Below are 21,310 nucleotides of genomic sequence, written 5' to 3'. Positions count from 1 at the left end.
AGGGTTATGCGAGGAGAGTGTACCGCGGTGCCAGTCTTCCGAGGACGAGAAGCGAGTAGTACCGCAGGAAGGTGACGAACGGCACCTGGATGAGGAGCGCTGCGGGGATAGCGATGATGAGGTAGGGGATGAGCAGGATCAGGAAGATTGCGATATTCTGGACTCCGAGGGCGATCAGGGCAATCCCGATCAGGGCGAAGGGTATGGCGATGACGATCAAGGCGAGGATGATGAGTATCGCCTCGACGATCGCTGCGAGAACTGCGAGGATGAGTTTTACGACGATGTAGACGACCGTCTGCAGCACCTGCGACGAGACTGCCGGCCAGAGGTGCCGCCATCCGGAGATGACGCCGCAGTCGTCGTGGAGCATGATGGGGACGACAAAGTCGACGGTCAGCTGGATGACCAGGCCGAATATGAGGGCTACCAGTATGGCTGCGGGGATGAGGACCAGCAGAAGGAGCGAGAACGATACCCCGATCGAACCGCCGCCAAGAACCATGGGAGCGAAGATGACGAGGAAGATTGCGGCCATGGCGAGCAGCATGAGTACGGATAGTGCCAGCTGAAAGGCGAAGAGCCGCGCACCTTTCCCGAGGTGCTTCGAAAAGAGCGGCGCCAGCCGGAACGACCGGGAGGCAAGGCTCTCGACGAAGACGAACTGAACCGTCGCGCTGACGAACATGAAGAAGAGTGCGAGGATCAGGACAAGAGCGATGACGCCGAAGAAGAGCGGTGCGAAACCGTCAAATCCTCCGGCCATGGGTGCTCCGTAGTCGTCTCCGGGGAAGTTGTACTGAAAGACGTTCGGGAAACTGAAACCCCCGCCGACAAAGAGGGTGATAACTGCGAGGCGGAACCATATCGCCCAGTTTATCGGCCAGAGGAGGTTTTTCGTGCGGTTCAGCGTCCCCTCGAGTTCGTCGAATGCGTAGGTATCGTCTGCCATATAAATCGGAAGATGATCGGATCTCCCGCCGGTTAAGCGTTCTGAAACCACGCTGACGGGCTTTGGGAATAGTGCTCCTGGGGGGTATTTCCACGCCCCAGGCCGAAATCCAACACCTTAATCTGGACGTTTCACCACATATACATCAGATGATCCCTCTCATGCTTGATCTTACGGGCAGGGCGGTACTTATCTTCGGAGGGGGAGAGGTCGGGGCTCGAAAGGCTGCGTTCTTTCGTCATGAGGCAGATGTAACGGTGATCAGCCGTTCTTTTGCGCCTGCCTTCGACGATCTTGCGGTACGGCGGCGCCGGACAGACCTCGCCGGGATGCCGGACGACGATCTTGAGCGACTGGTCGGGGATGCCTTCCTCGTCGTGGCCGCGACTCCCGATGCCGGACTGAACGACCGGATCGGCAGGATCTGCAGGAGAAGGGGTGTTCACTTCAACAATGCGGCAGGGGAGCAGGGAGATGTGCTGATCCCGTCGGTGATCCGGGGACGCCGCTACCTGATGGCGATAACCACGTTCGGGATGAGCCCCGCCGTGCCGCGGTATATACGGATGAGGCTTGAGGAAGAGTATGGAGAACTGGACGGTATGATCGAGCTGCAGGGGGAACTTCGAGCCATGCTGAAGGAGACCGAGCCGTCGCAGGAGAAGCGGTCGGCGGCACTCTGGAGCATCCTCTCCGATGAGGAGATCTGGACGGCTCTTGCATCCGACTACGCCGACGCACGGCGGATTGCAGAGGAGAGGTATCTGCGTGCCTGAATCGACCTTCTCACCGCTCGCGCTTGCGGGCGTAAACCACCATTCCGCCGATATCGCCACCCTCGAGCGGTTCCGTTTTCCCGACGAGGATGAGTTCCTCCGGCTTGCCCGGGCATATTTCAAGGGTGCCCTGCTCCTGCAGACCTGCAACCGGGTGGAGGTCGTGGTGCAGGGCGAGGGTGCCGCGCTCACCGAGTTCCTGCAGGAACAGGGGCGGGAGGGTTTCTTCGTCCTCGAAGGGGCGAGCGTCCCCCGGCACCTCCTCGAGCTCGCCTCCGGTGTCGACTCCATGATCGTCGGGGAAGATCAGATCCTCGGCCAGCTCAAAAAAGCGCTCTCCCTGTCGCAGACTGCCGGTGCCTGCAGCACGCTCATCGAGCTCTGCGTGACGAAGGCCGTCCACGTCGGTGTCCGCGTGCGCAGGCAGACGGAGATAAACCGGGGCGCCGTCTCCATAGGATCTGCGGCGGTGACGCTGGCGGAGAAGCTCCTCGGGAGCCTGAAAGATCGGCATATCCTTGTCGTGGGGACGGGCGAGATGGGAATGCTCGTCGCGCAGGCGCTTGCCGCAAAGGATCTGACTGCCATCTACGTCACCAACAGAACACCCCGGCGTGCGGAGATCCTTGCCGGGAAGATCGGCGGCAAAGCGGTCAAGTTCGATGATCTCTATCGATACATAGCCCTTTCGGACGTCGTCATCTCCTGCACCGCAGCACCGCACCCAGTGATCCACGCTGGTGAGATCCGGGCGGTGATGGAGGAGCGGCTCTGGCCGCTCGACGTTCACCCGCGCCACCTCATCCTGATCGATATCGCTCAGCCCCGGGACGTGGAGGAGGATGTCCGGTCGATAGACGGCGTTCACCTCTTTACCATCGACGATCTCCGTGAAGTGAGCGATACAAACTTAAATTCCCGCAAAACGGAGGCGGAACGGGCTCAGGGGATAATAAACGAAGAACTCGATCAGTTCGTCCGCCAGATGAAGCGGGCGGCAGCGGACGAGACGCTCGCCCTCCTCTATACCTGGGCGGAGTCGATCCGGCTACGGGAGCGCGACCGTGCGCTGCACCGCCTCGGGGCGGCCGATCCCCGGGTCGCCTCCGTCGTCGACGACCTGACCCGGTCGGTGATTAAAAAAATCCTCTCGGATATGACCGTTGCCATCCGGTCGAGCGCTGAATGCGGCGATCTGGCTACGGCGGAAGCCCTCGTACGGGCGATGATTCAAGGTGAACCGTTATGTTTCCCACGCGACGAATGAGACGGCTCCGGCGGAGGACTATTCAGCCTCTGCTCTCGGAGACAACGCTCTCGAAGAAAGACCTGATTGCTCCGATCTTTGTCGACGAATCGATCGAAGAGCCGCAGCCTATCGGATCGATGCCCGGGCAGTACCGCCACCCGGTCGACGGTGTTGCGACGTACGTCAGACGGCTCCGGGATGCCGGCATCCGTGCGGTGATCCTCTTCGGGATACCCGGACAGAAAGATTGCGAGGCGAGCGGGGCGTATGCCGCAGGCGGCGTCGTCCAGCGGGCGGTCAGGGCGATCAAAACCACCGTGCCGGATATGGTGGTCTGCACCGACCTCTGCGCCTGCGAGTACACCGATCACGGTCACTGCGGTATCGTCGGTGAAACCTGCGATGGTCCCGACCTTTTAAACGATCCTTCGCTCGACCTGATGGCGAAGATCGCCGTCAGCCAGGCAGAGAGCGGCGCCGATGTCGTCGCGCCGTCCTGCATGCTCGACGGCATGGTGCAGGCGATCCGGGAGGCGCTCGATGGCGCCGGGTATCAGGACGTCCTGATCATGTCCTACTCTACGAAGTTTTCGAGCGCTCTCTACGGGCCGTTCCGGGATGCGGCAGGCTCCGGGTACTCCTTCGGCGACCGGAGCACTTACCAGATGAATCCGGGCAACGCCCGCGAGGCGTATCTGGAGTCGGCGCTCGATGCGGACGAAGGTGCGGATATCCTGATGGTCAAACCGGCAGGACTGTACCTGGATATCCTCTCTTCGCTCGCAGAGCTCGGGCTCCCAATCGCCGCCTATCAGGTCAGCGGCGAGTACGCCCAGATCAAGGCCGCCGCCGAGCGGGGCTGGATCGACGAGCGCGCCGTGGTGATGGAGAGCCTGCTCTGCATCAAAAGGGCGGGAGCGGATCTCATTCTGACCTATTTTGCCGAAGACGCAGCGAGGTGGCTTGATGAAGAGCAGTGATTATTACGAACGAGCGAAGATGCTGATGCCGGGGGGTGTCAGCAGCCCGGTGCGCGCCATCAGACCCTATCCCTTCTACACGACCGGTGCGGCGGGTTCGCGATTGACGACGGCGGACGGCACCGATCTTATCGACTGCTGTCTCGGGTTTGGGCCGCTGATCCTTGGACATGCTCATCCCGGAATCCGTGAGGCAATAGAGCGGCAGCTCGCCTCCGGGTGGCTGTACGGGACACCCACGCCGCTTGAGATCGAGCTTGCCGGGCTGATAGTCGGCGACCACCCGGGTCTTGAGATGATCCGGTTCGTCTCGTCGGGTTCCGAGGCGACGATGTCCGCCATCCGGCTCGCCCGGGGATACACCGGAAAGAAGGATATCGTCAAGGTCGAGGGCGGGTTCCACGGAGCGCACGATGCGGTGCTCGTGAAAGCGGGTTCCGGTGCCACAACGCTCGGGATCCCGAACTCGGCGGGCGTGCTCCCGGAGCTTGTGGAACACACCCGGCAGGTGCCGTTCAACAACCCTGAGGCGCTCGAGACCCTGCTCTCCGCGAACGATGATATCGCCGCGTTCATCCTCGAACCGGTCATGGGGAACGTCGGGCTCATCCTCCCGGATGAAGGCTATCTTGCGGCGGTCAGGGAGATCACCGCCGCCCATGACGTCCTCCTCATCTTCGACGAGGTGATCACCGGATACCGGGTCGGTATCGGGGGTGCGCAGGCCGCCTACGGGGTGAAGCCTGACCTCTCCACCTTCGGCAAGATCATCGGCGGCGGACTCCCCATCGGTGCATTCGGCGGGAGGCGCGAGATCATGGAGATGATCGCGCCTTTAGGGCCGGTCTACCAGGCAGGCACCTTCAGCGGCAACCCGCTAAGCCTCGCCGCGGGGATAGCGACCATCCGGCATCTTCACGCACACAGCGACCTCTACCGGAGGATGGACGAGGCTGCTCGGGCGATAGAAGAGGCGATCCCGAGGAGTGGCCGGGGTTCGTTCGTCAGACTCGGTTCGATGTTCAAGCACTACTTCCGCCCGGAAGTGCCGCGGGACTATCGGGAGGTGCAGGAGTGCGATACCACGGCCTTCGGGAAATTCTGGAAAGGCATGCTCGATGCGGGTGTCTTCCTCCCCGCCTCCCAGTTTGAGACGAACTTCCTCTCTGCCGTGCACACGAACCAGGATGTCGACCAGATTATTGCGGCGTATGTAACATGTCTGTCAGAATAGGTACACGGGGCAGCGCTCTTGCGCTGGTGCAGACCGAACGGGTCTGCAGAATGCTTGCCGACCGGGATATCGAGGTGGAGACGTTCGTTATCAGCACGGAAGGCGACACGACGACGGGCGTCCCGCTCCACGAGATCGGCGGGCAGGGTGTCTTTGTCAGGGCACTCGACGATGCCATTCTCCGGGGTGAGATCGACCTTGCCGTCCACAGCATGAAGGATATCCCTGCCGCCCGCCCTGCAGGGCTCACGCTCGGTGCGGTACTGGAGCGTGACTCCCCGGCGGATTTCCTCGCCTACGAAGGAGCGATCGATGATGTCCGGATTGTCGGTTCGTCGAGCACCCGGCGCCGTGCCCAACTCCTCCGGTTCGATCCCTCGATCACGGTCAATCCGCTCCGCGGTAACGTCGATACAAGGATCCGCAAGCTCCGGGAGAAGCAGTACGACGCCATCGTCCTTGCGGAAGCGGGGATCGAGCGGCTCGGGTACCGCCTCGCGGGGAATCGCCTCCCGGTCAGCGAGTTCGTTCCGTCACCGAACCAGGGAGCGATCGCCGTCGTCTGCCGGGACGACCCGTCACTTGTCGAGACGCTTTCGTTCCTCGATCACGCCGCGACACGATTCGACGCCGAGATAGAGCGTGCGGTCATGGAAGAGGTGGGCGGCGGGTGCTTCACCCCGCAGGGGATCTACTGCCGGGGCGGCGACCTGATCGCGGAGGTACTCGCGCTCGACGGGACGCGTTTCGAACGGGTCGAGCAGCATATCAGGACGCTCGAAGATGCGCGGGAATGCGGGCGGGAACTCCATGCTCTCTCCGAAGACCTGATCCGGGACGCATACGAGACACTGGGGATAGCACAATGAGCGGAAAGGCATATCTGGTCGGGTCGGGTCCCGGGAGTCTCGGGCTTCTGACCCTGCGGGCGCGCGAAGTCATCGATGCGGCCGACGTGGTGCTCTACGATCAGCTTCCGGGCGAGGAGATCTTATCAACGCTCCCTGCCGGTGCAGAGCTGATCGACTGCGGGAAGTACGGCAGCAACCACACCCTCGAGCAACACGAGATCGAGGATCTGATGGTCGCCCGTGTCAGGGAAGGAAAGACGGTCGTCCGCCTGAAAGGAGGCGATCCGTTCCTCTTCGGGCGCGGCGGCGAGGAGGTCGAGGTGCTGCGGGAGCATGGGATAGCGGTGGAGATTGTCCCGGGGATAACGAGCGCCATTGCCGTGCCGGAGTGCGTCGGAATCCCGGTCACGCACAGGAAGTACGCCTCGCAGGTGACGATCCTCACCGGCCACGAGGATCCGACAAAGCCCGAATCGGCTCTGAACTGGGAACTTCTCGCTCGGAGCGCGGGGACGCTCGTCATCCTGATGGGCGTTAAGAACCTGCCGGAGATCGCCTCGGCGCTCGTTGAGGGCGGGAAAGATCCCGCCACGCCGGTCGCCGTTATCGAGCGCGGGATGCGCCCCGACCAGCGTGTCACGGTCGGAACGCTCGCGACGATCGTCGGGCAGTGCCGGGAGGCAGGTGTCCGCCCGCCCGCCGTCATCGTCATCGGCGGCGTGGTCAACCTCTACGACGGTTCTCTCCCTGCGGAGTAGAGCCTCCAGCTCTTTTTCCCCTCCCCTTGTCCCTGCGGCCTCTCTCCAGACTGGTTACAGTGAGGCTGGGAAGAGGGTTCCTGGCGGCAGACCTGCCGATAACCCCGACAGGACGTATTTTTATGGTCTCTCTTTCCGCTCGGGGATTCGTTGCCTGACGCAATCCTGCTGCTCTTCATCGTTGCGGTGTGTCTTTTGGGGAACGATCCTGCCCCGTGTGGTGCACCGAGATCTTATACAGGCGTACGTCCCACGTACCTTCCAACGGATACGATGATCATGCGGAGTGAGACTGTTAAGACAGGTTACCAGAGAGCGCCGAACCGATCGCTGCTCCGGTCGCTCGGGGTGACGGATAAGGAGATGGGTCTTCCGTTCATCGGTGTTGCGAACGCCTGGAATACGATCGTCCCGGGGCACATACACCTCCGGTCGGTCGCGGCGAAGGTGAACGAAGGGATCGTTGCGGCAGGCGGTGTTCCCTTTGAGTTCGGGACGATCGGGATCTGCGACGGCATCGCGATGGGGCATGAGGGGATGCGCTATTCCCTCCCGTCGCGGGAGAATATTGCCGACTCGATTGAGCTGATGGTCGAGGCGCACCGGTTCGACGGCCTCGTCTGCGTCGGCACCTGCGACAAGATCGTCCCGGGGATGCTGATGGCCGCGGCACGCTGCAACATCCCGGCGATCGTCGTCACCGGTGGGCCGATGCTCCCCGGCTACCAGGACAGGCGCGACCTCTCGCTTATCGATGTCTTCGAGGGAGTCGGGAAGGTCGCCGCCGGCGTGATGGGGGAGGACGAACTCTGCGAGCTCGAGTGTGCGGCGATGCCGGGCTGCGGCAGCTGCCAGGGTCTCTATACCGCAAATACCATGGCGTGCATGACCGAGGCGGTTGGAATGAGCCTCCCTGGGTGTGCCGCAACCCCGGCGGTGGATGCAGGTAAACTCCGGATCGCGCGCGAGAGCGGCGAGCGCGTCGTCGAACTCGTCAGAGAGGATATCCGACCGCGTTCGATCATTACGCTCGAGAGCCTGAAGAACGCGGTGCGGGTGGATATGGCACTCGGCGGGTCGACGAACACCGTTCTTCACCTGATGGCGATAGCCGGTGAGGCCAAGGTGCCTCTCGATCTTGAGACCTTCAACGCCATCAGTGAGCAGACACCGCATATCTGCCATATGCAGCCCGCAGGGCCGCACTCGATGCTCGCGCTCCACCGGGTAGGCGGAATCCCTGCGGTTCTGCGGGAGCTCAGTGCGTACCTCGACGACTCTCCGACCGTAGCGGGGAAGAGCATCCTTTCCATCGCCCGTGAGGCGAAGGAGGCCGACGGCGAGATCTTAAAGACCGTCGCAGGCCCGGTCAGCCCTGCCGGCGGGCTCAAGATTCTCGCGGGGTCGCTCGCCCCCGACGGCGCCGTCGTGAAGTGCGCTGCCGTTCCGGAGGCAATGTGGCGGCACCGGGGGCCTGCCCGGGTCTTCGACGGTGAGCAGGCAGCGATGGCGGCCATTTTGAGCCGGGAGATCACCGAAGGGGACGTTCTCGTCATCCGCTACGAAGGGCCGCGCGGAGGGCCGGGGATGGCCGAGATGCTCTCCCCGACATCGGCGCTGATGGGGCTTGGGTATACCCGTGTCGTCCTCGTCACCGACGGTCGGTTCTCCGGCGGCACACGCGGCCCGTGCATCGGGCACGTCGCTCCCGAGGCCGAAGTCGGCGGCCCGATCGCGCTGGTGCGGGAAGGTGACCCGATCGAGGTCGATCTCTACGAGAAACGCCTTGATTTGCTCGTGGATCCGGTAATCCTTGAGGAGAGGAGGAGATCCTGGACTCCAAGGCAGCGGAACCTCTCCGGCGTGCTCGCCCGCTACGCACGAACGGTCGAGCAGGCAAATCTCGGCGCTGTGCAGCGTTAGCGCCTTTTAATCTCCATTTGTTCTCTTTTTTTTCAAACGGGAAAAGGCGGAGGGTATATGTATCCCCTGGCGATACAGTCTCTTCCAGGCAAACCCCTCCGAGGGAAGCCTCTAATATGATACCGTGGTGATGTAATGATCGACAAGTTTCTCGAAGGTAACAAGACGTTTCTCAAAGAGGATTTTAATCAGGACCCCGAACACTACGGGAGCCTCGTCTCGAGCCAGAGCCCGACCGTCCTCTGGATTGGCTGCTCGGACTCGCGCGTCAACCCCGAGCGGATCACCGGGGCAAAGGCGGGTGAGATATTCGTCCAGCGTAACATCGGCAACATCGTCCCGGTGCACGACTGGAATTTTGCCACCGTTCTTGAGTACGCCGTAAACCACCTGAAAGTCGGGGACATCGTCGTCTGCGGACACTCCGACTGCGGGGCGATGAAGGCGCTTGACAAGGAGAGCAAGGATGCTTACATCCCGCTCTGGCTCAACAACGCAATCGAAGCGAAGCGCCGTGTCGATACGCGGATGCAGGTTCCAAAGACGCCTGAAGAGGAACTGATCAGGCGGCGGCTCATCGAGCTTGAGAATATCGGATTGCAGCTCGAACACCTCCGCACCTACCCGCCGGTTCGCGCGGCGGAGAAGGAGGGGCGTCTCCGGGTGCACGGCCTCTACTTCGACCTCGCTACCGGCGAGCTGAAAAAGGTCTATTAAGCCTCCTCCAGGGCATAATCGACCTCCTCTTTTATCAACGGGAATGAGATCCTACCGATGGACGTGAGCCGCCCGTTCACGAGGATCATCGGAATGGGTGGCTGCCGTTCTTCGATAAGGGTTCTGACGTAATCGGGCACGGCCTCGTCGATGATGGTCAGCTGAACCTCGACCCGATCGCCGTACTCCTTCTTCAGCTCGTCGCGCAGGGCGCTTATGGCGTCCATCATGCGGTTCGACGGATAACAGACCTCAAGGCCGCAGCTGCGCGTCTCGTCACAGGGAAACGGGCCGCATTCCGACTCGGAGAGCCCGACTATCTCAACAATAACATCTGCCATATACCATCATCCCGGTTCCCCCTATATCAGCCTTCGGCTCGCTGCAGGCTAAAGCAGCGAAGCGACCGCCGTCCTGACCCGTTCTTCGAGCCCTTCAATCGCCCTGACATCCCGGCGTGTATCCATCCGGTCGATCGTGATCTCCCCGGCAGGATGGATGCCGATGTTCCGCATAAACGCGTTTGTGACCGATCGCGTGCATTCGAACGGCTCAGGACCCGGGCGCCCTGCGATGGCTATCAGAAGGCCATTGCCCGGAGAGGGTCTCCCGAGGAGCGTATGCCGCGCATGGAGCGCCTGGCCGCGGTCGATGACGGCCTTGAGGCCTGCCGGAACGGTATTGGTGTAGACCGGCGTTGCGATGATGAGGAGGGACGCTGTCTCGATGGCCTTGATAATAACCGGCATATCGTCATCGATTGGGCAGATCCCCTGGTTGTAGCAGACATAGCAGCCGGAGCATGGCCGAATCTCCATCTCGTGCACGGAAAAGATATGCGCTGACCGGTTCTGCCGTGATGCCTCGTCGGCGCACCACCCGGCAAGGGTTGCCGAACTGCCGAACTGCCGCGGGCTCCCCTGCAGGATGACGACGTCGTAGGTTCCGCCCGGGAGCGCCCGGTGAACGGGCGCAAGAGCTTCCGTATAGTGCTGCGGGCGTGCCGCTACGTCATACGCGAGTCTGCCGAATACAATCTCAGCCACCTCGTCGGTGGAGAAGAGTGTATGCGGCGGCTGCTCATATGAGTTGATCACGTACCGGTAGACGCACTGCTCTGCATGTCGGATCTCCACCGTATATCGCCGCATACCCGGATAGACGCCGCCAAGGTCCTCGCGGACGAGACTGATGATGAACGGTCCGATCGGTGTCTCGACCGTCCGGCTCTCGACTGGAACTCTCTTGACCTCCATGCATCGCAGTGTGCGGTATACCATATGAACGTAACGGGGTGTCCTTTCGGCAGGATGGTCGATAGAAAGACGGACGGGATGCGGCAGGACGCCGATCCGTCACTACCGTTAATAAGGTCCCGGACACATGTACTATGGTAATTCATGAAGGCGGTTCTGGGTCTTGAAGACGGCACTTTTATAAAAGGAAATGGTTTTGGTGTTGAAGGGAGCTGCTCGGGCGAACTCGTCTTCACCACACAGATGACCGGTTACATGGAGTCCCTGACGGATCCGAGTTATGCCGGTCAGATCTTAATGTTCACCTTTCCTACAATCGGAAATTACGGTGTTGACACGCAAAATTTCGAGAGTCCCCGGGTTCATGCGCTGGGCTCCGTCACCCGCGAGATCTGCGCAAAACCCTCTACGAACTCTTCTCTCGCCCGGTTCTTCGAAGAGAACGGGCATTTTGGTATAACCGGTGTCGATACACGTATGCTGACGATCAAAACGCGGATGAGCGGCACGCTGCGTGCATCGCTCATCGTCGGCGACGATAACGAGGAAGCGGCGATCGAGCGCGCACGGTCGGTCGCGCCGATAACCGATCAGGATCTGATCGACAGCGTATCCTGTCCGGAACCGTACCGGCTGGCCGGACCCGGGAAACGGATAGCCGTCATCGATCTCGGTATCAAGCGCAATATCCTCGTCAGTCTTGCAAAAAGGGGCGCTGACCTCTGTATCTTCCCCCACAACGCGACTGCCGATCAGGTGATGGCATGCAAGCCCACCGCCCTTTTCATCAGCAACGGACCCGGCGATCCCCGCAGGGCGACGGCGGTCATCAGGCTGATCCGCGATCTTGCGGGCGAGCTGCCCATCATCGGTATCTGCATGGGGATCCAGGTGACCGGGCTCGCGCTCGGCGCCGAGACTTACAAGATGAAGTTCGGCCACCGGGGCACGAACCAGCCCGTCCGCTACAAAGACGGCAGCATCTACATTTCCACGCAGAACCACGGGTTTTCGGTCGATGCTGATACCCTTCCTGAGGGTTGCGAGATCTCTTACCGGAACGTCAACGACGGTACGGTCGAGGGATTCGAGAACAAGGATCTGAACATCACATGCGTCCAGTTCCATCCCGAAGCGCACGGCGGGCCGCGCGATACGGAAATACACTTCTTTGACAGAATTTACCGGGGGATTCCCTGATGCCGCGAAAAGATCATATTAAATCGGTCCTTCTCATCGGCTCGGGGCCGATCCAGATAGGGCAGGCGGCGGAGTTTGACTTCTCCGGCTCCCAGGCTTGCCGCGCCCTCCAGGAAGAGGGTATCCGAGTAATCCTCGTCAACTCGAATCCGGCGACGATCCAGACCGACCCCGATATGGCGGACGCCATCTACGTCGAACCGCTGAAGGCGGAAATAATCGCGAAGATTATCAAGAAGGAGAAGCCGGATGGGATCCTCTCCGGCATGGGCGGGCAGACCGGCCTCAACATGACCGCGGAGCTCGCAGAGATGGGAGCTCTTGAGGGTGTCGAGATCCTCGGCACGCCTCTTGAAGCGATCTACCGCGGCGAGGACCGCGAGCAGTTCCGCGACCTGATGAACGCTATCGGCGAGCCGATCCCAAAGAGCATGATCCTCGAATCGCTGGACCAGATCGATACGGCTCTTGCCGAGGTCGGTCTCCCCGCCATCATACGGCCTGCATACACGCTCGGCGGCTCCGGCGGCGGTGTTGCGCACACCGCCGAGGATATGCGCCGTATCATCGAACTCGGCCTTGCCCGTTCCCGCATCCACCAGGTTCTCGTGGAAGAGAGCGTCGCCGGCTGGAAGGAGATCGAGTTCGAGGTGATGCGGGACTCGTCCGATACCTGCATCATCGTCTGCGGTATGGAGAACGTCGATCCGATGGGGATCCACACCGGGGAGTCCGTCGTCGTGGCACCTATCCTGACGCTCCGCGACGATGAATTCCAGATGATGCGCAGCGCCGCAATCAAGATCATCCGTGCGCTCGACGTTCAGGGCGGGTGCAACGTCCAGTTCGCCTTCCGCGACGGTGATTACCGGGTCATCGAGGTAAACCCCCGTGTCTCACGGTCGTCCGCTCTCGCCTCCAAGGCGACCGGGTACCCCATCGCACGAGTTGCAGCCAAAATAGCGATTGGCCTACGCCTCGACGAGATCACGAACACCGTCACCGGTGCCACCCCGGCATCCTTCGAACCTGCCATCGATTATATCGTGGTGAAGGTGCCCCGCTGGCCGTTCGACAAGTTCAAGTCCGCCGACCGGACGCTCACCACTGCCATGAAGAGCACCGGCGAGGTGATGGCGATCGGACGGACGCTTGAGGAAGGCTTTAAGAAGGCGCTCCGGTCGCTCGACACGGATATGAAGCGGCACACGAGCCCGAGCGAGATCCGGATGATCCTCACCCGACCGACCGACGAGCGGTTCGGCTGTCTCTTCGATGCCTTCCGGGAGGGCTTCTCGGTCGAGGAGATCGCGAGCCTTACCGCCATCACACCCTTCTTCCTCGAGAAGATGCAGAACGTCGTCGTGATGGAGCAGAAACTGCAGAGGAATTTCGAGCCCGAAGATGTCCGGAACGCAAAGCGCTACGGGTTCACGACCGAGGAGATCGCCGAGCTCTCGGGCAGAAGCCCGGAGGAGATCGACGCGCTTGCCGGTTCGCCGACCTACAAGATGGTCGATACCTGCGCTGCGGAGTTCCCGGCGACGACCCCGTACTTCTACTCGACCTGGGAAAACGAGTGCGAGATCACGAAGAACGGGATGAAGAAGGTGCTGATCCTGGGTTCAGGCCCGATAAGGATCGGACAGGGGATTGAGTTTGACTACTGCACCGTCCACGCCGTCATGGCGCTCCGGGAGGAGGAGGGAGTCGAGGTGCATATCGTCAACAACAACCCCGAGACGGTTTCGACCGACGCGGACACCTCCGACCGCCTCTTCTTCGAGCCGATGCAGCTTGAGGATGTGGTGAACATCCTGAAGAAGGACGACTACTACGGGGTCATGGTGCAGTTCGGCGGCCAGAACTCCGTAAATCTTGCCGTCCCGCTCGGTGAGGCGATACAGAAACTCAATCTCCCTGTGCGGATCCTCGGAACCAGCCCCGACGCCATGGACGTTGCCGAGGACCGCGACCGGTTCAGCCAGCTCCTGGCGAAACTCGAGATCCCGAGTCCTCCGAACAGCTCCGCATACTCCGAAGAGGAAGCACGGACGATGGCGAAGAAGATCGGCTACCCGGTTCTGGTGCGTCCAAGTTACGTCCTCGGTGGCCGGGCGATGGAGCTCGTCCACGACGAGACGGAGCTTGAGAGTTACATCAAAGAGGCTGTCCGGGTGAGCAGAAAGCACCCCGTCCTGATCGACTCCTTCCTCCAGAATGCCGTCGAGATCGACGTCGACGCCGTCTGCGACGGCACCGACGTGCTGATCGGCGGTATCATGGAGCACATCGAGGAGGCGGGAGTCCACTCCGGAGACTCCGCCTGTGTCATTCCGCCGCAGTCGCTCTCCGCATCGGTGATCCAGCAGGTGCGGGACTACACCCGGAAACTCGCCCTCGGCCTCGGTGTCGTCGGGCTCATCAACATCCAGTATGCGGTCAAGAACGACGTGGTATACGTCCTCGAGGCCAACCCGCGTGCGAGCAGGACGGTTCCCTTCGTTGCAAAGGCGACCGGCATCCCGCTCGCCAAGGTGGCGGCAAAAGTTATGATCGGCAGGAAACTTGCCGATATCGGGGTTACCGAGCGGGAGATCGGCCATGTAGCGGTCAAGGAGGTGCTGCTCCCCTTCAACAAGCTGCCGGGCGTCGATACGGTGCTCGGCCCCGAGATGAAGAGCACGGGCGAGGTCATGGGCATCGATTACGATTTCGGCCGATCGTACTATAAGGCCTGCACCGCTGCCGACAACACCCTTCCGGTCAGCGGCAATGTCTTTATCTCGGTGACGGACGAGCAGAAGGAAGAAATGATGCCGATCGCACGGAAGCTTAGCGAGATGGGTCTCTCCCTCTACGGCACCGGTGGAACGGTGGAGTTCCTCGGCCAGAACGGTATCGCGGCGAATCTGGTGCGCAAAGTCCAGGAAGGTTCCCCGAACGTCATCGACATGATGCGTCACGGCGGCATCAGTCTCATTATCAATACGCCTGCGGACAAGGCTTCAAGGCAGGATCACCTCCAGATCATGCGCATGGCTATCGACTACGGCATTCCCTACATCACCACGCTGCAGGCGGCCCGCGCCGCTGCGATGGCGATCGACGCGATACAGCGCGAGGAGATCACCATCGAACCGCTCGGCCACTATATCGGAACGGCATAACCGGAAGATCATGCTGCGGGGGATATTCTTCCCCCGCAGAAGACGCCTCCGCTTTTTTCTCATGACGATACGGTAGCGGTCGCAGGACTTATGCCGCTAGTGGCGCCCTCCCGGTGCTTCCGCCGGTGATTCCGTAGAGTATTCCGAGGATGCCGAAGATGATGGCGTAGATCCCGAGCACCCAGACGATGGTGGCTGCACCGAGGAGCGGGTAGAAGAGGAGAACTCCTCCGAAGATCAGCGATACGATGCCGAGGAGCACGAGTAAGAGGCGCATCCCCATTCCTGCCGATGCGGTGAATGCGGCGACAAAGTCGCCGACACCGGTGATCAATGCCCAGAACGCGATAAGATAGATGATGATCACGATAAAGAAGTACGGTGAGACAAGCGTTAAGATGCCGATCAGAATCCCGAGGAGCCCGAGGAGTATGATCGACCACTTTGCGCTGCCGGAAGGGCCGGAGGTTGCTCCGGCGATGAGTGCGAATGCTGAGATGATGATGGCAAAGAAGCCGAAGAAGTAGACTAAGAACTCGAGAACGACGGCCGGCCATACGATGGCGGCAATCCCGAAGAGGAGCGCGATGACGCCTCTCAGGACATAATACCATTTCTGTTGTGTTCCATCCATGGTAAAACCTTCTGGTTCAGGACTGCATACTGTGCTTGCACTATTTATGCATGCAGGCAGCCTTCGTCCGTCAGGGGATGGTGGCGGTGCGGCCGGGGTGATTGGTCTGCCGTCGCGATAAGGGGAGGGGCCTGTGCTTCCCGGGATGCCGGCACCCGGATGGAACAGGAGCGTGCAGAAGCTGATACCCAGGATTTAATTCGAAAGAAGTGCATTCTTACAGTTGTGCCCGCGATGAGGAGGGGATGGAAGATTCATGCGCAACGCGGAAGATAACAATACTGTCGAGTTCCCACTCCGTGGTGAATGGACGGCCGTCCGTACGCCTGCATACCGTGTACCAAGCCACGGCACGGAGCAGTTCGGCCTGCGCTATGCCTTCGATTTCGTAAGGGCAAAATGGGAACCTTCCATGCGGTTTTCGTCGAAAAACAGGCTTCATCAACTATACGGTCATGTCTCGGTAAATGACTTCTATGGCTGGGCTCAGCCGATATATTCTCCCTTTGATGGCGAAGTCGTCATGGTCCGCGACGGCTGGCCCGACATACTGGAAGTGAACACGTTCAAGGATATCTTTCACTCGCTCCTTCTCACCTATTCGTTCATGCGTGCACCCTCCCGCCGGAAGATCGATCTCCACCGGATCGCCGGAAACTGTGTCGTCGTCCGCTCGGAACGCTGCTCGGCTTTTCTGGCGCATCTCCGGAGCGGCTCAGTGAACGTAGAAGAAGGGCAGCAGATACAGGCAGGCGCTCTGATCGGCGAAGTCGGCAATTCGGGTAATACAATGGCGCCGCATCTGCATTTCCAGCTCATGAAGGGAGACGACCCGTTTACAGCCACCGGCCTTCCCTGTCGTTTCCGATCTTACGAACGTTACCGCGATACGGCATGGGAGTCCGTAACCAACGGCATTCCGGGGCGGCTTGAACGTATACGGTATATGGGTGAACTGCCATGACAAAGAAAGCCATGCGGGAAATCGCCAGGCAATTCTTGCAGTGAGACTGCACTCAGAAGGCTACGGAAACAGAGTTCCACGACAACCAAGAGTGATAACTCCAATGTGCAACAGCACCCGTAATGAGACGGTATAAAATCCCTTTCTCAATCGCCTTCCTGGTCACAACTTTTCAGCCGCATCGCAGAAGAGGTCGGGCAAAAACTGGCTGGTGGACATAGCAGGATCCGGGAAGAGAATGCCGGGCTCGTCCGGCAATTCTTCGGACTGAAGAGGAAGGCCTGATGAGCGTGCGCAGCCGATCTGGATCTGCGTATGGCTTATGGATGGACGATAACTGTGGCAGTAATTACGCAAAATGCCCTGTTTTCTGCGTTCTCCCGGGCTTGCCGGGATCTCTTCGAACAGCGGATCGCGAAACACGTCTCCCCGCGGGAAAGTCACCCTCCGGGCCTCCCGAACGAAGGTCAAATCGGCGTTATTTTCCGGTTCTATCGCCCTCTTCGGATGTCGGATTCCAGTACCGGAAATTATCCTGTATATGTCGCCCCGATCACCGTAAAACGGCAGGATCGGAGAGCCATGTCGGCCATATGCGGCAGAGTAATTTTCCGGGGATGTCTCCCCCTGGATCGACCCGAGATCGGCTGTCTGAGGGCTTCTGTGTGGGTCGAAATTCGGAAGATCTCGGCCTGGATTGCCGATATATAAGCGTTGCTTAACCGGTGCTGTGTTGCACAAATCTGCCCGGAGATATTCTGTGGCTATTACTCATGTGCATCCGCTCACCGACGCCCGCAATCGGAAGGCAATGCTGATAGATATCAGCCGAGCACCTCTGGAGTTCGTCCGCGTCACCGCTGACCGGGCACGGGGCAAAGACCTGGCCGACAGCCCGTATGTTCCGGCAGAGTCGGAAAAAAGAGTTATTGAGTGCCGATCCAGGCGTTCACCTGGTCGGGATGGGCATCGACCCATGCCTTTGCCGCTTCCTCGTCCGATGCGCCTTCCTCGATGGAGACCATCACCGACTCCATGTCGGCGGCTGTCCAGTTGAACCGGGTGAGGATCTCATAGACACCGGGCTTGTCGGTCGCGAGACCCTGGCGGGCGAGCGTCGCGATATACTCTTCACCGCCGTAGATGCCCTTCGGGTCGTCGAGGTACTTCAGATCCCACCGGGCGAACTTCCAGTGCGGCGTCCATCCGGTCACGACGATCCATCTCTCGTCTGCGACAGCGGAACGGAGCTCGGCAGCCATGCCTGCGCTGCTGCTTGCGACGATCTCGTAATCAAGACCGTATGCGTCGATCGCCTCTTCGGTCCGTGACATGATACCGGCACCGGGTTCAATGCCGGTGATCTTTCCGCCGAACTTCTCCGTGACACTGTTCAGTTCGTCGATGGAGTCGATGGTCACATACGACGGAACGACAAGTCCGATCTTCGTTCCTTCCATGTTCCTACCGACCATATCGATCCGGTCACCGTACTCCTCCCAGTAGTTTGCCTGTGTGGCGGGGAGCCATGCGGAGATCGTACAGTCGACATCGCCGTTCGCAACCGCCTGGTAGAGCGGCCCTGCATCGACGGCGACGATCTCGACGTCGTATCCGGCCTTCTCAAATGTCTGTTTAAGCACATTGGTGCTGGCAATCTCCGAATCCCAGGTTACGTAGCCGATACTGACTTCGCCCTTCGATTCGGTCTGTGTCGTTGTCGGCTGCGTCGTGCAGCCTGCCGCCAGAACGCAGAGGACGAGCAGGCACCCGGCCAGCGCAATGATGCTTCCTTTTTTGAAAAACATAAATTCACCTTGTTTACTGATCTGCCCCGCATCTGTCTGTTCGTCGGGGCAGCGATAGTCGCATGCCGAACAGTCTGCATGATGAAAAAGGATGCACCGGTGTTCTGCCGGTGATCATAGAGAAACCTTTCTCTTGGCCGTTCTGCACGACATGTCAAAAAGGCCAGAAATGACCTCTTTTACATTAGATCCCGACTTTATAAAGGATTTATGGGGAGGTTTTATTTGGGAGGAGGTTCTGGGTGATCCTATCGAGGATGATGGCGATGATGACGATAGCAAGACCTGCCTCAAATCCGCTCCCGACATCGACCCGCTGGATCCCTTTCAGCACTTCAAGCCCGAGACCCGCCGCACCGATCATCGAGGCGATCACCGTCATCGAGAGTGCAAGCATGATGCACTGGTTGACGCCTGCCATGATCGTCGGGAGAGCGACCGGGAGCTGCACCTTGATGAGTTTCTGTGCAGGAGTCGTGCCGAACGCGTCCGCAACTTCTATGAGTTCTGTCGGAACCTGGCGGATTCCGAGATTCGTGAGCCGCATCGCGGGAGGCATCGCAAAGATCACCGTAGCGATGATGCCCGGGACATTCCCGAGGCCGAAGAATATCACGGCCGGAATGAGGTAGACGAAGGAGGGCATCGTCTGCATGAAGTCGAGTCCCACCCGCAGTACGGCATGTATCTGCTCGTTCGTTGCAGAGAGGATGCCGAGCGGGATGGCGATGGCGAGTGCCAGCAGGGTCGCGGAGATCACCAGTGCGAACGTGAGTATCGCAAGATCCCAGAGCTGGAGATCCCAGATCAGCAAGAGGCCGAGAGCGGTCAGCAGGGTGACCTTCAGATCCCGGCGGGTCATGAAGTAGACCAGGATCGCGGCGAGGACGATGAAGACCGGTGCCGGAATGAGGAGCAGAATGTCCTGGAACCCGTCGACCAGGAATTTGAGCCCGCCGCTGATCCCGTCCAGCAGCCAGCCGAAATAATCCTCTATCCAGTCGACAAGCATCTCCACGCCGTCACCAAGAGGGATCTTAGGCAGCATCTGCATCGACCTCCTTCTCCACCGGGCCGGCGTGTTGGACCGTTGTAGGCGGTGCGGCCGGCTGCTCTACAGCCACCTCTTTGCGTGCCAGGGCGGCGAGCACCGAGCCACGGACGATGATCCCCCGGATCTTTCCGTTCACGTCGACGACGCCAATGGGATACCGGCTGTCGGCGATCACCGGGATGATATCCGCGACGGGCGTGTCGCAGGTGACCGTGGGGATATCGGTGATCAGGACGTCTTCCAGCAGTTTCCCTGACTTGAGTGCTTCGACGGCGTCGTCGATCAGTACAAGCCCCCTGACCTGCCGCTGCCGGTTGACGACGAAGATGCTGGCGATGTCGTGCTCTTCCATCAGGTGCAGGGCGACTCTCGGGCCGGCGGTGCTCGGTGCCACCGGTTCCGGGCGTTTCATCACGTCGTTTGCCGTCAGCACCTTTGCCATATCCACATCGGCGACGAACTTCTCGACGTATGCGTTGCTCGGCCTCGTCAGGATATCCTCGGAACTGCCGACCTGGACTATCTCACCGTCTTTCATCAGTGCAATCCGGTCGCCGAGTTTCAAAGCCTCGTCGAGGTCGTGCGTGACGAAGACGATGGTTTTGTTGAGCCGCTGCTGCAGTTCGATGAGTTCGTCCTGCATGTCCCTCCTTATCAGCGGATCGAGGGCGGAGAATGCTTCGTCCATCAGGAGAATGTCCGGGTCGCTCGCGAGCGCACGGGCGAGCCCGACACGCTGTTTCATACCGCCCGAGAGCTCGGAAGGCATGCTCTCCTCATAACCGGAAAGCCCGACGAGTGCGAGAGCTTCCCGGGCTTTCCGGCGGCGCTCCTCCTCAGGCATGCCCTGCACCTCAAGTCCGAACGCAACGTTTCCGATGATGTTCCGGTGCGGAAGCAGGGCGAAGTTCTGGAAGATCATGCCGATCTTCCGCCGCCGTGTCTGCCGCAGCTCGTCGGGTGACTGGGCTACGATATTGCTGCCCTCGAGCGACACCATGCCGGCAGTCGGTTCGATGAGCCGGTTGAGGCAGCGCAGCAGGGTCGACTTTCCGCATCCCGACAGCCCCATCAGGACGAATATTTCACCCGGATAGACCGAGAACGATACATCCTTCAGGGCGACGACATGATCGGTCTTCTCTTTAATCTCCTGCTTTGATGAGCCCGACTGCAGAAGCTGCAGGGCTTTTTCGGGTTTTGGGCCGAAGATTTTTACCAGATTCGCGACCTGGACTATTGGTTTCTCTTCTCTGTACTGCTCCATGGAATCCTCTCAAAAAATCTGGATATTCGAATGTGCGTGTATATGACACCGATAGATCTGATTTCTATTCATGCCACTTTATAATTTCCGGTTTCGAAAATTGGGCGATTATACTGGGAATTTTGAAAAAATCGTCATTTTGGGAAGGAATTTTGGTTCGTTGTACAGACTGTCCGTAAATCGGGCTATTTTCAGATATTCTGGTGTTAGGGGCAATATAACGGGCAGTATGGCATTTTAGGTCGCGCCCCTGTTCCGCTCGGTCAACGTGATGCCTGTCGACGACCCCGCGCCCGTTTTTTTTGTATGAGGCAATGGAAGCGACCCATTTTGTATGGCTAACACGGCGGAAGACTGGCAGCATTGATAGCCCGGCCGCCGCCCACGGTTTCCCTGAAGGACTATCGGTGGTGCGTTATGAGGGCTGATTTACGATACCATTCATTTATTGGGAGAAAGATCATACTACTGTGGACTGTATCGTTCTGCTACAGAACTATATCCAGTGCGACGCGGG

At 59.9% G+C, this 21,310-nt stretch carries 19 protein-coding genes; 11 read left to right on the top strand and 8 right to left on the bottom strand.

Translation table 11 applies throughout. The features are described 5' to 3' along the window. Positions 1 to 4: 4 nt before the first annotated feature. On the bottom strand, positions 5 to 952 hold the full coding sequence (locus ABH15_RS12245; RefSeq protein WP_128694667.1) for a DUF7544 domain-containing protein: 948 nt from the start codon (positions 950 to 952) through the stop codon (positions 5 to 7). A gap of 161 nt (positions 953 to 1,113) precedes the next feature. Here ABH15_RS12245 and ABH15_RS12240 point away from each other — a divergent pair, with 161 nt between their 5' ends. From ABH15_RS12240 to ABH15_RS12205, 8 genes are all read left to right on the top strand, one after another. Then, complete coding sequence (locus tag ABH15_RS12240) at positions 1,114 to 1,728, top strand: precorrin-2 dehydrogenase/sirohydrochlorin ferrochelatase family protein (RefSeq protein ID WP_241648112.1); 615 nt, start codon at positions 1,114 to 1,116, stop codon at positions 1,726 to 1,728. Then, entirely contained in the window at positions 1,721 to 2,995 is a 1,275-nt protein-coding gene (gene hemA, locus ABH15_RS12235) for a glutamyl-tRNA reductase (protein WP_241648111.1), read from the top strand. The genes ABH15_RS12240 and hemA overlap by 8 nt, the downstream gene beginning before the upstream one ends. Continuing rightward, on the top strand, positions 2,974 to 3,957 hold the full coding sequence (gene hemB / locus ABH15_RS12230; protein WP_128694664.1) for a porphobilinogen synthase: 984 nt from the start codon (positions 2,974 to 2,976) through the stop codon (positions 3,955 to 3,957). Before hemA ends, hemB begins: the two co-directional genes overlap by 22 nt. Next, the gene (gene hemL, locus ABH15_RS12225; protein ID WP_128694663.1) at positions 3,944 to 5,191 is read left to right on the top strand and encodes a glutamate-1-semialdehyde 2,1-aminomutase; all 1,248 of its coding nucleotides are present in this window, start codon (positions 3,944 to 3,946) and stop codon (positions 5,189 to 5,191) included. Before hemB ends, hemL begins: the two co-directional genes overlap by 14 nt. Next, positions 5,176 to 6,060, top strand: coding sequence for a hydroxymethylbilane synthase (hemC, locus tag ABH15_RS12220; protein ID WP_128694662.1), 885 nt, complete (start codon positions 5,176 to 5,178; stop codon positions 6,058 to 6,060). Before hemL ends, hemC begins: the two co-directional genes overlap by 16 nt. Then, on the top strand, positions 6,057 to 6,800 hold the full coding sequence (gene cobA / locus ABH15_RS12215) for a uroporphyrinogen-III C-methyltransferase (protein WP_128694661.1): 744 nt from the start codon (positions 6,057 to 6,059) through the stop codon (positions 6,798 to 6,800). The genes hemC and cobA overlap by 4 nt, the downstream gene beginning before the upstream one ends. A gap of 279 nt (positions 6,801 to 7,079) precedes the next feature. Then, complete coding sequence (gene ilvD / locus ABH15_RS12210) at positions 7,080 to 8,723, top strand: dihydroxy-acid dehydratase (RefSeq protein ID WP_128694660.1); 1,644 nt, start codon at positions 7,080 to 7,082, stop codon at positions 8,721 to 8,723. Between the two features lie 135 nt (positions 8,724 to 8,858). Further along, positions 8,859 to 9,440, top strand: coding sequence for a carbonic anhydrase (locus ABH15_RS12205; protein WP_128694659.1), 582 nt, complete (start codon positions 8,859 to 8,861; stop codon positions 9,438 to 9,440). Here the strand turns inward: ABH15_RS12205 and ABH15_RS12200 are convergent. Next, a complete protein-coding gene (locus tag ABH15_RS12200) occupies positions 9,437 to 9,781 on the bottom strand; it encodes a hypothetical protein (RefSeq protein ID WP_128694658.1) in 345 nt (114 codons plus the stop codon). The genes ABH15_RS12205 and ABH15_RS12200 overlap by 4 nt on opposite strands. A 48-nt stretch (positions 9,782 to 9,829) precedes the next feature. Further along, the gene (locus ABH15_RS12195) at positions 9,830 to 10,696 is read right to left on the bottom strand and encodes a flavodoxin family protein (RefSeq protein ID WP_128694657.1); all 867 of its coding nucleotides are present in this window, start codon (positions 10,694 to 10,696) and stop codon (positions 9,830 to 9,832) included. Positions 10,697 to 10,840: 144 nt separating this feature from the next. On the opposite strand from ABH15_RS12195, the gene carA reads away from it, so the two are divergent. Continuing rightward, positions 10,841 to 11,896 (top strand): glutamine-hydrolyzing carbamoyl-phosphate synthase small subunit, encoded by a 1,056-nt coding sequence (gene carA / locus ABH15_RS12190; protein WP_128694656.1) that lies wholly within the window; start codon positions 10,841 to 10,843, stop codon positions 11,894 to 11,896. Continuing rightward, positions 11,896 to 15,066 (top strand): carbamoyl-phosphate synthase large subunit, encoded by a 3,171-nt coding sequence (gene carB, locus ABH15_RS12185; RefSeq protein WP_128694655.1) that lies wholly within the window; start codon positions 11,896 to 11,898, stop codon positions 15,064 to 15,066. The genes carA and carB overlap by 1 nt, the downstream gene beginning before the upstream one ends. A gap of 88 nt (positions 15,067 to 15,154) precedes the next feature. On the opposite strand, the gene ABH15_RS12180 is transcribed toward carB, so the two are convergent. Further along, the gene (locus ABH15_RS12180) at positions 15,155 to 15,700 is read right to left on the bottom strand and encodes an HdeD family acid-resistance protein (RefSeq protein ID WP_128694654.1); all 546 of its coding nucleotides are present in this window, start codon (positions 15,698 to 15,700) and stop codon (positions 15,155 to 15,157) included. Positions 15,701 to 16,223: 523 nt separating this feature from the next. Here ABH15_RS12180 and ABH15_RS13725 point away from each other — a divergent pair. Beyond that, positions 16,224 to 16,664, top strand: coding sequence for a peptidoglycan DD-metalloendopeptidase family protein (locus tag ABH15_RS13725; RefSeq protein ID WP_164913748.1), 441 nt, complete (start codon positions 16,224 to 16,226; stop codon positions 16,662 to 16,664). 162 nt (positions 16,665 to 16,826) lie between these two features. Here ABH15_RS13725 and ABH15_RS12170 read toward each other — a convergent pair whose 3' ends face one another. The 4 genes from ABH15_RS12170 to ABH15_RS12155 all read right to left on the bottom strand — a co-directional run bounded on the left by ABH15_RS12170 (position 16,827) and on the right by ABH15_RS12155 (position 20,793). Then, entirely contained in the window at positions 16,827 to 17,087 is a 261-nt protein-coding gene (locus ABH15_RS12170) for a hypothetical protein (protein WP_128694652.1), read from the bottom strand. A 503-nt stretch (positions 17,088 to 17,590) separates the two neighbouring features. Beyond that, positions 17,591 to 18,472 (bottom strand): glycine betaine ABC transporter substrate-binding protein, encoded by an 882-nt coding sequence (locus tag ABH15_RS12165; protein WP_128694651.1) that lies wholly within the window; start codon positions 18,470 to 18,472, stop codon positions 17,591 to 17,593. Between the two features lie 208 nt (positions 18,473 to 18,680). Beyond that, positions 18,681 to 19,526 carry an ABC transporter permease gene (locus ABH15_RS12160; protein WP_241648110.1) on the bottom strand — a complete coding sequence of 282 codons (846 nt, stop codon included), beginning with the start codon at positions 19,524 to 19,526 and terminating at the stop codon, positions 18,681 to 18,683. After that, positions 19,510 to 20,793 (bottom strand): quaternary amine ABC transporter ATP-binding protein, encoded by a 1,284-nt coding sequence (locus ABH15_RS12155; RefSeq protein ID WP_128694650.1) that lies wholly within the window; start codon positions 20,791 to 20,793, stop codon positions 19,510 to 19,512. Before ABH15_RS12155 ends, ABH15_RS12160 begins: the two co-directional genes overlap by 17 nt. Positions 20,794 to 21,310: the final 517 nt, after the last annotated feature.

It is taken from the genome of Methanoculleus taiwanensis (genome assembly GCF_004102725.1).
Taxonomy (GTDB): domain Archaea; phylum Halobacteriota; class Methanomicrobia; order Methanomicrobiales; family Methanoculleaceae; genus Methanoculleus_A; species Methanoculleus_A taiwanensis.
The sequence above is the reverse complement of the archived record's forward strand: the minus strand, read 5'-3'. Positions and strand labels throughout refer to the sequence as shown.